Genomic DNA, 15,371 nt, shown 5'->3' on the forward strand with positions numbered 1-15,371 from the left:
GGTTCGCATCAGGCCACGCGCGGCGGTAGCCATCCAAGCTATGACCAAGGAGCTCTAACATGAGTGACGCAAACCACAGTGGTATCCATGCCGATCCGATCGTGATCGTCAGCGCGGCGCGCACGCCGATGGCCGGCTTTCAGGGCGACTTCGCGTCGCTGAGCGCGCCGCAACTCGGCGCGGTCGCGATCAAGGCGGCCGTAGAACGAGCGGGTCTGAAGCCCGAGCAGATCGACGAAGCGGTGATCGGCTGCGTGCTGCCCGCCGGCCTCGGCCAGGCGCCCGCGCGCCAGGCCGCGCTCGGCGCGGGTCTGCCGCTCGCCACCGGCTGCACGACGGTCAACAAGATGTGCGGCTCCGGCATGCGCGCGGCGATGTTCGCGCACGACATGCTGGCCGCCGGCTCCCTCGACGTGATCGTCGCGGGCGGCATGGAAAGCATGACGAACGCGCCGTATCTGCTGCCGAAAGCGCGTGGCGGCATGCGCATGGGCCACGGCCAGGTCCTCGACCACATGTTCTACGACGGCCTCGAAGACGCGTACGACAAAGGCCGTCTGATGGGCACGTTCGCCGAGGAATGCGCGGCGTCGTTCGACTTCACGCGCGAGGCGCAGGACGCGTTCGCGATCGAGTCGCTGAACCGCGCGAAGCGCGCGAACGAGGACGGCTCGTTCGACTGGGAAATCGCGCCAGTCACCGTAGCGGGCCGCAAAGGCGACGTCACGATCGCGCGCGACGAGCAGCCGTTCAAGGCCAACCTCGACAAGATCCCCACGCTGAAACCCGCGTTCAGCAAGACCGGCACCGTGACGGCGGCGAACTCGTCGTCGATCTCGGACGGCGCGGCCGCGCTCGTGATGATGCGCGAGTCCACCGCGAAGCGGCTCGGGGTCAAGGCGCTCGCGCGCGTCGTCGGTCATTCGACGTTCGCGCAGGAGCCCGCGAAGTTCACCACCGCGCCAATCGGCGCGATCCGCAAGCTGTTCGTGAAGAACGGCTGGCGCGCCGGCGACGTCGACCTGTACGAGATCAACGAAGCGTTCGCGGTCGTCACGATGGCCGCGATGACAGAGCACGATTTACCGCACGACAAGGTCAACGTGAACGGCGGCGCATGCGCGCTCGGCCATCCGATCGGCGCCTCGGGCGCGCGCATTGTCGTTACGCTGATCGGCGCGCTCAGAAAGCGCGGTCTGAAGCGCGGCGTCGCGACGCTGTGTATCGGCGGCGGCGAGGCGACCGCGATGGGTATCGAATTGATCTGACGCGTCGGCAAAACTTCGAGGCATACGATGAAAACAGTATTGATCGTCGGCGCGTCGCGCGGCCTCGGCCGCGAATTCGCGCGGCAGTACAGCAAGAGCGGCTGGCGCGTGCTCGCGACCGCGCGCGACGGCGCCGCGCTCGACGCGCTCAACGAACTGGGCGCCGAAACCTTCGCGCTCGACGTCACCGTGCCCGAGGAGATCGCGGCGTTCGGCTGGAAGCTCGACGGCGAACGCCTCGATGCGGCGATCCTGGTGTCGGGCGTGTACGGCCCGCGCACCGAAGGTATCGAGACGGTCAGCGCCGAGGACTTCGATCACGTGATGCACACGAACGTGCGCGGCCCGATGCAGTTGCTACCGATCCTGCTGCCGCTCGTCGAGGAAACGGACGGCGTGTTCGCGGTGATTTCGAGCCGCATGGGCAGCATCGCCGATGCGAGCGGCACGACCGGCTGGCTGTATCGCGCGAGCAAGGCGGCGCTGAACGACGTGCTGAAGCTCGCGTCGCTCGACGCGCAGCGCGCGACCTGCGTGTCGCTGCATCCCGGCTGGGTGCGCACCGACATGGGCGGCGCGCAGGCCGCGCTCGATCCGGCGCGCAGCGTCGCGGGCATGCGCGAAGTGCTGGCGCAGGCGGCCGCATCGCGCGACGCTTTTCACGGCCGCTTCTTTCAGCACGACGGTACGCAGCTCGACTGGTAGGAGATACGTTCATGGTGCTTGATCAGGATCACTTGATGGTGCGCGACGCGCTGCGCACCTTCGTGCGCGAAGCGATCACGCCGTACGCGGCGCAATGGGACCGCGAGCGCACCTTTCCGCGCGACGTGCACCGGCAGCTCGCCGAGCTGGGCGCCTATGGCGTGCTGGTGCCCGAAACGTATGGTGGCGCCGGCATGGATGCGCTCGCGCTCGCCTTGATCCTCGAAGAAATCGCGGCTGGCGACGGCGGCACATCGACCGCGATCTCGGTGAACAACTGCCCGGTATGCAGCATCCTGCTGACTTACGGCAACGACGCGCAGAAGCGCGACTGGCTCACGCCGCTCGCGCGCGGCGAGATGCTCGGCGCGTTCTGCCTGACGGAGCCGCAGGCGGGCTCGGATGCGTCGGCGCTGCGCACCACCGCGACGCGCGACGGCGACGCGTACGTGCTGAACGGCGTCAAGCAGTTCATCACAAGCGGCAAGAACGGCGACGTCGCGATCGTGATGGCCGTCACCGACAAGGCCGCCGGCAAGCGCGGCATCAGCGCGTTCATCGTGCCCACCAGCACGCCGGGCTACGTGGTCGCGCGTGTCGAGGACAAGCTCGGACAGCATTCGTCGGATACCGCCCAGATCGTGTTCGAGGCGTGCCGCGTGCCGGCCGCGAACCTGATCGGCGCGCCGGGCGAAGGCTACCGGATCGCGTTGTCGGGTCTCGAAGGCGGGCGCATCGGCATCGCCGCGCAAAGCGTCGGCATGGCGCGCGCCGCGTTCGAGGCGGCATTGAATTACGCGAAAGAACGCGAGAGCTTCGGCGCCCCGCTGTTTTCGCATCAGGCGGTGCAGTTCCGTCTCGCCGACATGGCGACGCAGCTCGAAGCCGCGCGTCAATTGATCTGGCATGCGGCGTCACTGAAGGACGCAGGCCAGCCGTGTCTGACCGAAGCCGCGATGGCAAAACTGTTCGCCTCCGAAGCGGCCGAGCGCATCTGCTCGGCCGCCTTGCAGATTCACGGCGGCTACGGTTATCTGAGCGACTTCCCGGTCGAGCGGATTTACCGCGACGTGCGCGTGTGCCAGATCTACGAAGGCACGAGCGACATTCAGAAGATGCTGATCGCTCGCGCGCTCAACTGAAATTTCGATGAACAAACCATTGTTGTCACTGCAAAGACCCGCCGACTGTCCGTGCGGCGGCGCCACGCCCGACACACGCGGCGGCACCGCGACCAAAGCGCCGCGTTTCGCGCAATGCTGCGGTCGCTATATCGACGGCGGCGACGCGGCGCCGCGCGCGCTGGAACTGATGCGCTCGCGCTATAGCGCGTACGTGCTCGGTGCAACGGACTATCTGCGCGCGACGTGGGACGCCCGCACCTGCCCCGCCGCTCTCGACGCCGACCCTGCCGCGCCCGACGCGCCCCGTTGGCTCGGACTGCAGATCAAAGCGTTCGCCGAAAGCGATGCCGATCACGCGACCGTCGAATTCGTCGCCCGCTACAAGGTGGGGGGACGTGCGCAACGGTTGCATGAAGTGAGCCGCTTCCTGCGCGGCGATGATGGCCGCTGGCGTTATGTCGATGGCGACGTCAACGAGTGACGACGAGCAAGCGGCGATTAAGTAGTCGCTACATTGCACGACGAAGCTTTCCGACGTCTTTCGTCCCTCGCGACGAGATTCATAAAAGGCCCTTGGACAGGGCCTTTTTCGTTTTTCTCCGCTGTGCTCTTTGTTGGCCGAGCACCACAGCACTTACACGGCCTTTACCCGCCGCTTGCCGCCATACGTCCGCAGCCTTTGCCCCGCAAGGCTTTGAAGCCTCGTTCGCACATGCAGCAATTTTTTCCTCGCGGGTTCTCCTTGATTGCACAAAACAAAATTGGCGTGCCAGGATGAGTCCGTTGTTTCATGACGTCACATTGCGAGAGCCGGTCATGCCGGCTCCGCAACATGCGCAGGAAGCCTGACGGGCCGCCGATCGAATGCGGGCCGCGGACTCCGGCGGCATCGAGTGACGCTCATCTTCGGCGCGTGGGGTCGCGCCGGCCGTTGGGTTCATCCCGTGCAATCTCGATTGGCGTGCGTGCGCTTCCCGCACAACGTACGCGAGTGGGTCTTTTTGTGTCGAAAAAGGTACGTCGATGGAGTTGAGCAAGGTTCTGACGAAATGTGCGGTGATCTGCGCCGCGGCCACGTGCGCTGTCGCGATCGCGCACGCCGATTCGCTCACCTACACGTCTGCTTCGACACAGAATGCGACGCCGCTAAGCGACACCCAAGGGCCGCTGTCGCGCGCCCGCGTGCCGCGGCTCGCGCTCGAGGACGACGTCTATCTGCCCACCGCGCGCCTGAACGAAAAGGTCATCCGCGTGCCGGTCGACGCCGCCGGCGCGGTCACGCTCGAAACCACGATCTACAAGCCGGACGGGCCCGGCCCGTTCCCAATGATCGTGTTCAACCACGGCAAGATTCCGGGCGACCCGCGCACCCAGGAACGCAGCGACCCACTGCCGTTCGCGCGCGAATTCGTGCGCCGCGGCTACGTGGTCGTCGCGCCGAACCGCCAGGGCTTCGGCCACTCGGACGGCGTGTACGAGCAGGACGGCTGCGACGTCGAGCGCAATGGCCTCGGCCAGGCCGGCGACGTTGCCGCGACGATCGATTACATGTCGAAGCAGCCTTATGTCGACGCGACGCACATCGCGGTGGCCGGCACTTCACATGGCGGTCTGGCGACGATCGCGTACGGCACCGAAGCGGCGCCCGGCGTGCGCGCGCTGATCAATTTCTCGGGCGGCCTGCGTCAGGACGCCTGCGAGGACTGGCAGGGCAATCTGACGCGCGCATTCGGCGCATACGGCGAGAAAACCACGGTGCCGTCGCTGTGGCTCTATGGCAATAACGATTCGGTATGGAACGCGCCGCTCGTCGCGAGCATGTACGCCGCGTATCGCGCGCACGGCGCGAGCGTCAAGATGATCGATTTCGGCAACTATAAGAACGACGCGCATCGGCTTATCGGCGACCGCGACGGCGTGCACGTGTGGTGGCCGACCGTCGAAGCATTCCTCGCGCGCGCCGGTATGCCGACGGCCGTGCAATATCACGTCGCCGATCCGGCCGCGCCGAAGGCGACCGGCTTCGCCGCGCTCGACGCGGTCGATGCGGTGCCGTACCTCGACAACGAGGGCCGCAATGGCTATCGCAACTTCCTGCATCAGTATCCGAGCCGCGCGTTCGCGGTGTCGGATTCGGGCGCGTGGTCGTGGGCCGAGGGCGGCGACAATCCGATGTCGGTGGCGGTGGCGAATTGCCAGAAACAGAGCTCCGATCCGTGCCGGCTGTATGCGGTCGATAACGCGGTCGTGTGGGGTAACCAGAGCTCGCAGACGGCGGATGCGGATGGTGCCGATGCCAACGGCCGGCCAGCGATGGCGAGCCGGGAGTGAAGTACGCATGTAGCCTTAAAGTCGCGCTGATTTTGATGTGCCGCAAGCCCGCCGTATCGGCGGGCTTTTTCTTGTGCGCTCGGTTCCCCCGCAAAAAACACCTCGTCACCCAAATTCTGGCCAGTAATAGCCCATTACTTTGACGTCGCTAACTCCGTCGATTGGCGATCTTCCCTCACGAAATCGAACAAGCTGCATCGAACGGCGCCAAACCTCGACGCCACCGCGAAAAACGCGGGTCTCGCGGGTGATGCGCGCGACGGAATAAACCGCTAATCTCGACCCCGCGCACTCGTCGAGGCTTGCGCGCGTGGCAAAAAAGCATCCTGGAGTACCTCTTTGGAAAAGTCAGCAGTTCCCCCCGTCGCCCCTGAAGATTGGGTCGCCCGCAGTCTGCGCGCGGTGTGGCATCCGTGCACGCAGATGAAGCACCACGAACGTCTGCCGCTGATCCCCGTCGCTCGCGGTCAAGGCGCATGGTTGTTCGATCGCGCGGGTCATCGCTATCTCGACGCGATCAGCTCGTGGTGGGTCAATCTGTTCGGTCACGCGAACCCGCGCATCAACGCGGCGCTGAAAGACCAGCTCGACACGCTCGAACACACGATGCTCGCCGGCTGCACGCACGAGCCCGCCGTCGAACTCGCGGAACGTCTGCACGCATTGACCGGCAACACGCTCGGCCACGCGTTCTTCGCCTCGGATGGCGCGTCCGCCGTCGAGATCGCGCTGAAGATGAGCTTTCACAGCTGGCGCAACCGGGGCTACGCGGACAAACAGGAATTCGTCTGTATCGCCAACAGCTACCACGGCGAGACGATCGGCGCGCTCGGCGTGACCGACGTCGCACTGTTTAAGGACGCATACGACCCGCTGATTCGTCACGCGCACGTCGTCGCGTCGCCCGATGCGCGACTCGCGCAAGCGGGCGAAACCGCCGCCGACGTCGCGCGCCGCGCGCTCGACAACGTGCGCGCGCTGTTCGAGGCGCGCGCGAACCGCATCGCCGCACTGATCGTCGAACCGCTCGTGCAATGCGCGGCCGGCATGGCGATGCACGACGCGTCGTTCGTCGCCGGATTGCGCGCGTTGTGCGACCAGTACGGCGTGCATCTGATCGCCGACGAAATCGCGGTCGGCTGCGGCCGCACCGGCACCTTCTTCGCATGCGAACAGGCGGGCGTGTGGCCCGACTTCCTGTGTCTGTCGAAAGGCATCAGCGGCGGCTATCTGCCGCTGTCGATCGTGCTGTCGCGCGACGAGATCTTCGCGACCTTCTATCACGACGACACCGCGCGCGGCTTCCTGCACTCGCACTCGTACACCGGCAATCCGCTCGCGTGCCGCGCCGCGCTCGCGACGCTCGATCTGTTCACGAGCGACGATGTGCTCGCCGCCAACGCACGCAAATCGGCGACGCTCGCGGCCGCGCTCGCGCCGCTCGCGGAGCACGCGCACGTGCGCAATCTGCGTCAGCGCGGCACGATCTTCGCGTTCGACGCGATGATCGACGATCCCGAGCAAGCCAAAACGTTCTCGCGCCGCTTCTTCGACAACGCGCTGCAACGCGAGCTGTTGTTGCGCCCGATCGGCACCACCGTGTACCTGATGCCGCCGTACATCCTCGACGACGAAGAACTCGCGCTGCTCGCCGCACGCACGCGCGACACCTTCGGCGCCACGCTCGCGGAGGCCCGCTGATGCATCTGCTCGATACGCTCGCCGAAGGGCTCAAGGAACTCGACGCACGAGGTCTGCGCCGACGCCGCCGCACCGCCGACACACCATGCGCCGCGCACATGACGGTCGACGGCCGTGACATCATCGGCTTCGCGAGCAACGACTATCTGGGCCTTGCCGCGCATCCGCGATTGATCGACGCGATCGCCGAAGGCGCGCGCCTGTACGGCGCGGGCAGCGGCGGCTCGCATCTGCTCGGCGGTCATTCGCGTGCGCATGCGCAACTCGAAGACGATCTCGCCGAATTTGCCGGCGGCTTCGTCGATGATGCGCGCGCGTTGTATTTCAGCACCGGCTATATGGCGAATCTCGCGACGCTGACCGCGCTCGCGGGCCGCGGCACGACGCTGTTCTCCGATGCGCTCAATCACGCTTCGCTGATCGACGGCGCGCGGCTGTCGCGCGCGGATGTGCAGATCTATCCGCACTGCGACATGGATGCATTGAGCGCGATGCTCGAAGCGTCGGAGGCGGACGTCAAGGTGATCGTGTCCGACACGGTGTTCAGCATGGACGGCGACATCGCGCCGCTGCCGCGTTTGCTTGAACTCGCCGAGCGGCACGGCGCATGGCTGATCGTCGACGATGCGCACGGCTTCGGCGTACTGGGCCCGCAAGGCCGTGGCGCGATCGCACAAGCCGCGCTGCGCTCGCCGCATCTGATCTCGATCGGCACGCTCGGCAAGGCGGCGGGTGTCTCCGGCGCGTTCGTCGTCGCGCATGCGACCGTGATCGAATGGCTCGTGCAGCGCGCGCGTCCGTATATCTTCACGACCGCGTCGGTGCCGGCGGCCGCGCATGCGGTGTCGGCGAGTCTGCGCATCATCGGTGGCGAGGAAGGCGATGCGCGCCGCGCGCATCTCCAGCAACTGATCGAACGCACGCGCGCGATGCTGAAGGCGACGCAGTGGTTGCCCGTCGATTCGCATACGGCCGTTCAGCCGCTGATCATCGGCGCGAACGATGCGACGCTCGACATCGCCGCGTCGCTCGATCGCGCGGGGTTGTGGGTGCCCGCGATCCGTCCGCCGACCGTGCCGACCGGCACGTCGCGCCTGCGTATCTCGCTGTCGGCCGCGCACTCGCATGCGGATCTCGACCGGCTCGAAGCCGGCCTGCAACAGGTTGGAACGCGCGCGGCATGAGCAATCTGAATAACGATGACGGCACGCTGTCGCTGTTCGTCACCGGCACCGATACGGAAATCGGCAAGACCTTCGTGTCGTCGGCGCTATTGCGCGGCTTCGTGCGCGGAGGCCTGCAGGCAGCCGCGATGAAGCCGATCGCGGCGGGCGCGTTCGAAGTGAACGGCGTGCTGCACAACGAGGACGCGGATCTGCTCGATGCCGCGTCGAGCGTGCTGCTGCCGCCCGCCATGCGCACGCCGTATCTGCTGAAGGAACCGGCCGCGCCGCACATCGCGGCCGCGTTGGAAAACGTGTCGTTCGATCTCGAGCACATCGTTGCGTGCCACAGCCAGGCGCTGAAGCTCGCCGAGGTTGTCGTGGTCGAAGGTGTCGGCGGTTTTCGCGTGCCGTTGACCGCGACGCGGGACACCGCCGATCTCGCCGTCGCACTGAAGCTGCCGGTCGTGCTGGTGGTCGGCATGCGGCTCGGCTGCATCAGCCACGCGCTGCTGACCGCCGAAGCGATCGTCGCGCGCGGTCTCACGCTCGCGGGCTGGGTCGCGAATCGCATCGACCCGGACATGACCTTTCCCGACGAAAACATCGCGTCGATTCGCGCACATCTTGCGCAAGCGTACGACGCACCGTTGCTCGGCGTCGTGCCGCATATCAGCCCGCCGTCGCCGGAACTTGCGGCGCAACAGCTCGACATTCGACGGCTTCTGCAAACGCTGCGCCAATTGCGCGCGGCATAGCGCTGCCCCGCAGCACCGAACCCAATTCATCCGTTTACGAGGATCGATCACATGACAAAACTGAACATCGCAGCGGGCACCGCCGAAGCGAGCGCCGCCAACAGCAATCCGACCGCAGCCGCTACCGAAGCGAAGCCGCTCGCGCGCTGGCGCGTCGCCGATATCGTCGCGCTGTACGAACTGCCGTTCAACGACCTGCTGTTTCGCGCGCAGCAAACGCATCGCGAGCATTTCGACGCCAATGCGGTGCAACTGTCGACGCTGCTGTCGATCAAGACCGGCGGCTGCGAAGAGGATTGCGCGTACTGTCCGCAATCGGTGCATCACGACACGGGTCTCGCGGCCGACAAGCTGATGGCCGTCGACGACGTACTCGCCGCCGCGCAGGTCGCAAAGCAGAACGGCGCGACGCGCTTCTGCATGGGCGCCGCGTGGCGCAATCCGAAGGACCGCCACCTGGAGCCGATCAAGGACATGATCCGCGGCGTGAAGGCGATGGGCCTCGAAACCTGCGTGACGCTCGGCATGCTCGAAACACACCAGGCACAAGCACTGCGCGATGCGGGCCTCGACTACTACAACCACAATCTCGATACGTCGCCGGAGTTCTACGGCCAGATCATTTCGACGCGCACGTACCAGGATCGGCTCGACACGCTCGAACGCGTACGCGACGCGGGCATCAACGTGTGCTGCGGCGGCATCGTCGGCATGGGCGAATCGCGCCGCGAACGCGCGGGGCTGATCGCGCAGCTCGCGAACATGGAACCGTATCCGGAATCGGTGCCAATCAACAATCTGGTGCAGGTGCAAGGCACGCCGCTGACGGGGACCGAAGCGATCGATCCGTTCGAATTCGTGCGCACGATCGCGATTGCGCGCATCACGATGCCGCGCGCGATGGTACGTCTGTCGGCCGGCCGCGAGCAGATGGACGAGGCGTTGCAGGCGATGTGCTTCCTCGCGGGCGCGAATTCGATTTTCTACGGCGACCAGTTGTTGACCACCAGCAACCCGCAGGCGGAAGCGGATCGCAAGCTGCTCGCGCGTCTGGGGATTCACGCTGAAGCCGCGCAGCAGATGCCGGTCGAGCAGAGTGGGTGCGAGCGTGCGTGTGCTCATGAGCATGGGGAACATGGCGTGGCGAATTGAGTCGCGGAATCGCTGCGCCGCCAAGTCGCATGCGCCAGACGAGAAATCTGGTGCTTACTTCCGATCAACAGTAACCTGATCGAACGTCCCCCCATCAGGCGCGGCGTGAAGCGGGATTCTAGCGATTGCTGCCCTCGCGCAGCGCCACACGGCGCTCACACAAGCGCATGCTGCGGCCTTTCGATGGCCTCTTCGCGAAAGCGCAGCGGCGCCGCGCAATGCACGAGCGTATCGACGAAATACTTCGCACGCGGCCACGGACCGAAGCCCGCCGCCGTGTTGATATGCCCCGCGTCGCCGAGATTGACGAACGCGCTGCCGAAGCGCCGCGCGAGATCGCGCGCGTCGGCGAGCGTCATCCACGGATCGGTTTCGCTGCCGATCAGGATCGACGGCACGCCCAGCCGTCGCGCGTCGAACGGTCCCGCGAATTCGAACTTGCGCGGACTCGCCGGCGCGACGAACAGCACGCCGACCACGTCGCTGACGAGCGCGCCTTGCTGCAACGCATGCGCAGTCGCGAGGCAGCCGAAGCTATGCGCGGCCAGCACGAACGGACCGCGTTCGCGCGCGAGCAGATCGCGTATCGACTTCGCCCATAGCGCAAGATCGGGCGCGTCCCAATTGGCCTGCTCGACGCGCAACGAGCGCGCGAACTGCCGCTCCAGCCATGTTTGCCAATGCGCGCCTTCGCTGCCGTGCAGGCCGGGAACGGTGACGAGCCGCGGCGGCCAGCTCGATCGGGTGCATGAAAGCATGTGCGTGCCTCGCTGCGCAGGAAATCCGGGCAATCATTGTCCCGCTCGGTCGCGCGTCGATGAACCAAGTTTTTGTGCTTTCGTTATCGGGCGAACGAAGACATGCGCGGTGCGCGCGGGGTCGACATCCACGACGGCGTCCATCTCAACGCGCATGTCCGTGCACAAACGCGCGCGATTTGCGTCGAAAAAGTAGAATGAAGCCTATCCAGAACGGGAGGAGTCCCGATGCCGCACGCGTCGTCCCATTGCCATGGCGCGCTCCGGGTCCGCCCCGCTCATGCTCACATCGACGCCGACGCATTCCGGACCGCATGAAAATACTCTTCTACGCACCGCACACCGAAGCCGCCGCGTGGCTGCACGACTTCGCGCGCGCCTTGCCCGCGGCCGAGCTGCGCGAATGGCAGCCCGGCGACACCGCCCCAGCCGATTTCGCGGTGGTCTGGCGTCCGCCGCGCGAGATGCTGGCCGGCCGCAATGCGCTGCGCGCGATCTTCAATCTCGGCGCGGGCGTCGATGCGATTCTCGCGCTCGAACGCGCGCACCCAGGCACGTTGCCGCCGAAGGTGCCGCTGATTCGCCTCGAAGATACCGGCATGGGCGCGCAGATGGCCGAATACGTGACGCATGCGGTGCTGCGCTATCTGCGCCGCTTCGACGAATATCAGATGCTGCAACACGAGCGCCGCTGGCAAGTGCTCGAGCCGCATCAGCGCGCAACGTTCACGGTGGGCGTGCTCGGCCTCGGCGTGCTCGGCACGCAGGTCGCTCGAACGCTCGCTTCGTTTGGCCTGCCGGTGCGCGGCTATAGCCGCGGCGCCAGGCAGATCGACGGCATCGCGACGTTCGCCGGCAATGCGCAGTTCGATAGCTTTCTCGACGGCGTGAAGGTGCTCGTCAATCTGCTGCCGCATACGCCCGACACCGAAAGCGTGCTGAACGCGCGAGCCTTCGCGAAGCTCGCGCGCGGCGCGTATCTGATCAACGTCGCGCGCGGCGCGCATCTGGTCGAAGCGGATCTGCTCGCCGCGCTCGCAAGCGGCCAGCTCGCCGCCGCGACGCTCGACGTGTTCCGCGAAGAACCCCTGCCCGCCGATCATCCGTTCTGGCGCGAGCCGCGCATCACGATCACGCCGCATACGTCGGCGCTGACGTTGCGCGAAGACAGCGTCGCGCAGGTCGCGGACAAGATCGGCGCGATGATGCGCGGTGAACAGGTGAGCGGCGCAGTGCAGCTCGAACGCGGCTATTGAGTGAAGAGTGAACCCCGCGCTCGCGCGCGTCGCACGCGCGCGGGCTGAATTGAATTGCCGCAACACGGCAACGCCCATCCTCGATGGGACAGCGATAAACCGCATCGGATCGGAGACACATCATGGCCTTACCGAAGCAAGTGAAAATCGTCGAAGTGGGTCCGCGCGACGGGCTGCAGAACGAGAAGGACTTCGTGCCGACGGCGATCAAGATCGAGCTGATCAACCGACTGTCGACGGCGGGATTCCGCAACGTCGAAGCGGCGTCGTTCGTCTCGCCGAAATGGGTGCCGCAGATGGCCGACGGCGCCGACGTGATGGCTGGCATCGAGCGCCGCGCTGGCACCATCTACTCAGTGCTGACGCCGAACCTGCGCGGCTTCGAAGGCGCGCTCGCCGCGCGCGCCGACGAGATCGTGATCTTCGGCGCGGCGAGCGAGGCGTTTTCGCAGAAGAACATCAACTGCAGCATTGCGGAGAGCATCGAGCGCTTCGCGCCGGTTGCCGCAGCGGCGAAAGAACATCAGCTGCGCATTCGCGGCAGCGTGTCGTGCGCGCTCGGCTGTCCGTATCAGGGCGAGGTGCCGGTCGCGTCGGTCGTCGACGTCGTCAAGCGCTTCGCGGCGCTCGGCTGCGACGAGATCGATATCGCCGACACGATCGGCGTCGGCACGCCCAGGCGCACCCGCGAAGTGTTCGAGGCGGTGACCCAGGTGTTTCCGCGCGAGCGCCTGTCGGGGCACTTTCACGACACCTATGGCCAGGCGCTCGCGAACATCTATGCGGCGCTGCTCGAAGGCGTCGAGATTTTTCATGCATCGGTCGCGGGGCTCGGCGGCTGTCCGTATGCGAAGGGCGCGACCGGCAACGTCGCGACCGAAGACGTGCTGTATCTGATGAACGGCCTCGGCATCGAGACCGGTATCGACCTCGCGCAAGTGGTTGAAATCGGCGACTTCATTTCGAACGCGATCGGCCGGCCCAACGTGTCGCGCGCCGGTAAAGCGCTGCTCGCGAAGGCGCGCAGCGAAGCGAACACCTGCGCATAACCGCAGCATCCATTTTCATTCAGGGTCCCAAACGATGAACGACCTCACGTCCTTCGACTCCGACGATCTCGCCGCGCTGCCCGACTCGGCCCGCCGCGTCGCACTGCTGCTGCGCGAACGCGGTCACGCGGGGCGGATCGTGATGCTGCCGGACACCGGCAAGACTTCCGCCGAAGCGGCCGCCGGACTCGGCTGCTCGATCGCGCAGATCGCGAAGTCGATCCTGTTCCGGCGCCGCGAAGACGACGCCCCGGTGCTCGTGATCGCGAGCGGTGCGAATCGCGTCGACGAAAAGAAAGTGGCCGCGCAGGTCGGCGAGATCGGCCGCGCGGACGCGAAGTTCGTGCGCGAAAAGACCGGCTATGCGATTGGTGGCGTGTGCCCGGTCGGTCATGCGACCGAGCCCGTCACGCTGATCGATGCCGATCTGCTCGCGCTGCAGAGTCTGTGGGCCGCCGCCGGTCATCCCCATGCGGTGTTCAATCTGACCGCGCAGGAGCTGATCGCATTGACGGGCGCGCCGGTCGTTGATGTCGCGTTGCGTGAGCCGGCCTGAACACGATGGCGAGCGGCAACGATTACGATGACAAGGGCGACGGCGGTTGCGTGCCGTCGCCTTGCATCAGCGTGTGCAGAATGGATGCATCGACGGGCTGGTGCGAAGGATGCCTGCGCACGATCGACGAAATCGCCGGCTGGTCGATGCTCGACGACGACGCGAAGCGCGCGGTGTGGGACGCGATCGAAGCGCGCCACGCGGAATTCATGGCGACGCGCACACCATCGACGACGAAGGACAAGCAATGAACGCCGCGCCGCGCATCGTGACGCCCGGTGAGACGTTCAGCTCGACGCTCGAGTTGTCGGTGGATTCAATCAAATCGTTCGCGACGCTCGTCGTCGATCTGAACCCGCTGCATCACGACGAAGCGTATGCCGCGCAAAGCCGCTTTGGCGGCTTGATCGCGTCGGGCACGCAACCCACCGCGTATTTCATGGCGCTGCTCGCCACGCATTTCTCGACCTACGCGCAGCCGCTGGGTCTCGAATTCGATATCAAGCTGAAGAAGGCCGTGCACGCGCACGACACGCTGACGATCACGTGGCGCGTGCGCGACGCTCACTGGAAGCCGAGCCTGAACGGCGACCTGACCTTCCTCGAAGGCTCGGTGGTCAATCAGCGTGGGGAGCTGATGTTGACGGGCACGTCGACGATCCTCGTGATGCCGAAGCCCGACGCAGACGCAAACGCGCACGCGAGCACGCCATGATCGCGCTGCCCGCATCGATCCGGGTTTTCGAGCGCGGCTGGCTGTCGTCGAACAACGTGCTGCTCGTCGACGACACGTGCGCCGCGCTGGTTGATACCGGCTATGCGACGCACGCATCGCAAACGGTCGCGCTGGTACGCAATGCGTTGCGCACGCGGCCGCTCGATCTGATCGTCAACACGCACCTGCATTCGGATCATTGCGGCGGCAACGCACTGTTGCAGGCTACGTGGCCGTGCCGCACGCTGATTCCGTCATCCGAAGCCGCTGCCGTGCGCGACTGGGACGAAACGCGCCTCAGCTTTCGCGCGACTGGTCAAACCTGCGAGCGCTTCGGCTTCACCGGCACGCTGGCACCCGGCGCACGCTTGCGGCTGGGCGCGCTCGACTGGCAGGTGCTCGGCGCGCCCGGCCATGATCCGCATTCGCTGATGCTCTATTGCGCGGACGAACGCTTGCTGATCAGCGCGGATGCGCTGTGGGAAAACGGCTTCGGCGTGATCTTTCCCGAACTCGAAGGCGAAAGCGGCTTCGCCGAGCAGCAAGCGGTGCTCGACCTGATCGCAACGCTCGACGTGCGCGTCGTCATCCCGGGCCACGGCGCGCCGTTCGCGCATGTCGAAACGGCGCTCGAACGCGCGATGTCGCGCGTCGCATGGTTGCGCGCCGATCCCGCGCGCAACGCAAAGAATGCGCTGAAAGTGCTAATACTACTGTGTCACAAAAGTAGTTGCGCAGTCTATTGCCGTACAGGAAGAGAGCCACCGTTGCATGAGCCTTTGTCCAAGCAGGATGCGCAACGTAGTAATGGAATCAGGAACGTGACGTTGAGCGC

The 15,371-nt window shown here is 65.9% G+C and carries 16 protein-coding genes; 15 read left to right on the forward strand and 1 reads right to left on the reverse strand.

All coding sequences use genetic code 11. The annotated features are described in order from the left end of the window. Nucleotides 1–59: 59 nt before the first annotated feature. From F6X42_RS26215 to bioB, 9 genes are all read left to right on the forward strand, one after another. A complete protein-coding gene (locus F6X42_RS26215) occupies nucleotides 60–1,268 on the forward strand; it encodes an acetyl-CoA C-acetyltransferase (protein ID WP_187636980.1) in 1,209 nt (402 codons plus the stop codon). 27 nt (nucleotides 1,269–1,295) lie between these two features. Next, nucleotides 1,296–1,973, forward strand: coding sequence for an SDR family oxidoreductase (locus F6X42_RS26220; RefSeq protein ID WP_187636981.1), 678 nt, complete (start codon nucleotides 1,296–1,298; stop codon nucleotides 1,971–1,973). 11 nt (nucleotides 1,974–1,984) lie between these two features. After that, nucleotides 1,985–3,115, forward strand: coding sequence for an acyl-CoA dehydrogenase family protein (locus tag F6X42_RS26225; RefSeq protein ID WP_187636982.1), 1,131 nt, complete (start codon nucleotides 1,985–1,987; stop codon nucleotides 3,113–3,115). 7 nt (nucleotides 3,116–3,122) lie between these two features. Then, nucleotides 3,123–3,578, forward strand: coding sequence for a YchJ family protein (locus F6X42_RS26230; RefSeq protein WP_187636983.1), 456 nt, complete (start codon nucleotides 3,123–3,125; stop codon nucleotides 3,576–3,578). 542 nt (nucleotides 3,579–4,120) lie between these two features. After that, nucleotides 4,121–5,428: a dienelactone hydrolase family protein gene (locus F6X42_RS26235; protein WP_187636984.1), complete on the forward strand. Its 1,308-nt coding sequence runs from the start codon at nucleotides 4,121–4,123 to the stop codon at nucleotides 5,426–5,428. Nucleotides 5,429–5,767: 339 nt separating this feature from the next. Then, nucleotides 5,768–7,129, forward strand: coding sequence for an adenosylmethionine--8-amino-7-oxononanoate transaminase (gene bioA / locus F6X42_RS26240; RefSeq protein WP_187636985.1), 1,362 nt, complete (start codon nucleotides 5,768–5,770; stop codon nucleotides 7,127–7,129). Continuing rightward, the gene (gene bioF / locus F6X42_RS26245; protein WP_187636986.1) at nucleotides 7,129–8,313 is read left to right on the forward strand and encodes an 8-amino-7-oxononanoate synthase; all 1,185 of its coding nucleotides are present in this window, start codon (nucleotides 7,129–7,131) and stop codon (nucleotides 8,311–8,313) included. Before bioA ends, bioF begins: the two co-directional genes overlap by 1 nt. Continuing rightward, a complete protein-coding gene (gene bioD, locus F6X42_RS26250) occupies nucleotides 8,310–9,050 on the forward strand; it encodes a dethiobiotin synthase (RefSeq protein WP_187636987.1) in 741 nt (246 codons plus the stop codon). The genes bioF and bioD overlap by 4 nt, the downstream gene beginning before the upstream one ends. Before the next feature lie 51 nt (nucleotides 9,051–9,101). After that, a complete protein-coding gene (gene bioB / locus F6X42_RS26255) occupies nucleotides 9,102–10,202 on the forward strand; it encodes a biotin synthase BioB (RefSeq protein ID WP_187636988.1) in 1,101 nt (366 codons plus the stop codon). Between the two features lie 155 nt (nucleotides 10,203–10,357). Here the strand turns inward: bioB and F6X42_RS26260 are convergent, their stop codons facing one another. After that, nucleotides 10,358–10,960 carry an RBBP9/YdeN family alpha/beta hydrolase gene (locus tag F6X42_RS26260; protein ID WP_187636989.1) on the reverse strand — a complete coding sequence of 201 codons (603 nt, stop codon included), beginning with the start codon at nucleotides 10,958–10,960 and terminating at the stop codon, nucleotides 10,358–10,360. Between the two features lie 314 nt (nucleotides 10,961–11,274). On the opposite strand from F6X42_RS26260, the gene F6X42_RS26265 reads away from it, so the two are divergent. From F6X42_RS26265 to F6X42_RS26290, 6 genes are all read left to right on the forward strand, one after another. Further along, nucleotides 11,275–12,216 (forward strand): 2-hydroxyacid dehydrogenase, encoded by a 942-nt coding sequence (locus F6X42_RS26265; RefSeq protein WP_187636990.1) that lies wholly within the window; start codon nucleotides 11,275–11,277, stop codon nucleotides 12,214–12,216. Between the two features lie 122 nt (nucleotides 12,217–12,338). Then, nucleotides 12,339–13,265 carry a hydroxymethylglutaryl-CoA lyase gene (locus tag F6X42_RS26270; protein WP_187636991.1) on the forward strand — a complete coding sequence of 309 codons (927 nt, stop codon included), beginning with the start codon at nucleotides 12,339–12,341 and terminating at the stop codon, nucleotides 13,263–13,265. A gap of 34 nt (nucleotides 13,266–13,299) precedes the next feature. After that, nucleotides 13,300–13,821, forward strand: coding sequence for a YbaK/EbsC family protein (locus tag F6X42_RS26275; protein ID WP_187636992.1), 522 nt, complete (start codon nucleotides 13,300–13,302; stop codon nucleotides 13,819–13,821). A 5-nt stretch (nucleotides 13,822–13,826) separates the two neighbouring features. Further along, nucleotides 13,827–14,072, forward strand: a complete 246-nt coding sequence (locus F6X42_RS26280) for a DUF1289 domain-containing protein (protein ID WP_187636993.1) — start codon at nucleotides 13,827–13,829, stop codon at nucleotides 14,070–14,072. After that, nucleotides 14,069–14,536 (forward strand): MaoC family dehydratase, encoded by a 468-nt coding sequence (locus tag F6X42_RS26285; RefSeq protein WP_187636994.1) that lies wholly within the window; start codon nucleotides 14,069–14,071, stop codon nucleotides 14,534–14,536. Before F6X42_RS26280 ends, F6X42_RS26285 begins: the two co-directional genes overlap by 4 nt. Further along, on the forward strand, nucleotides 14,533–15,371 hold an 839-nt coding region (locus F6X42_RS26290), incomplete at its 3' end, for an MBL fold metallo-hydrolase (protein ID WP_246530219.1). The genes F6X42_RS26285 and F6X42_RS26290, both read left to right, overlap by 4 nt.

The sequence above is a fragment of the Paraburkholderia podalyriae genome (genome assembly GCF_014397785.1).
Lineage (GTDB): Bacteria > Pseudomonadota > Gammaproteobacteria > Burkholderiales > Burkholderiaceae > Paraburkholderia > Paraburkholderia podalyriae.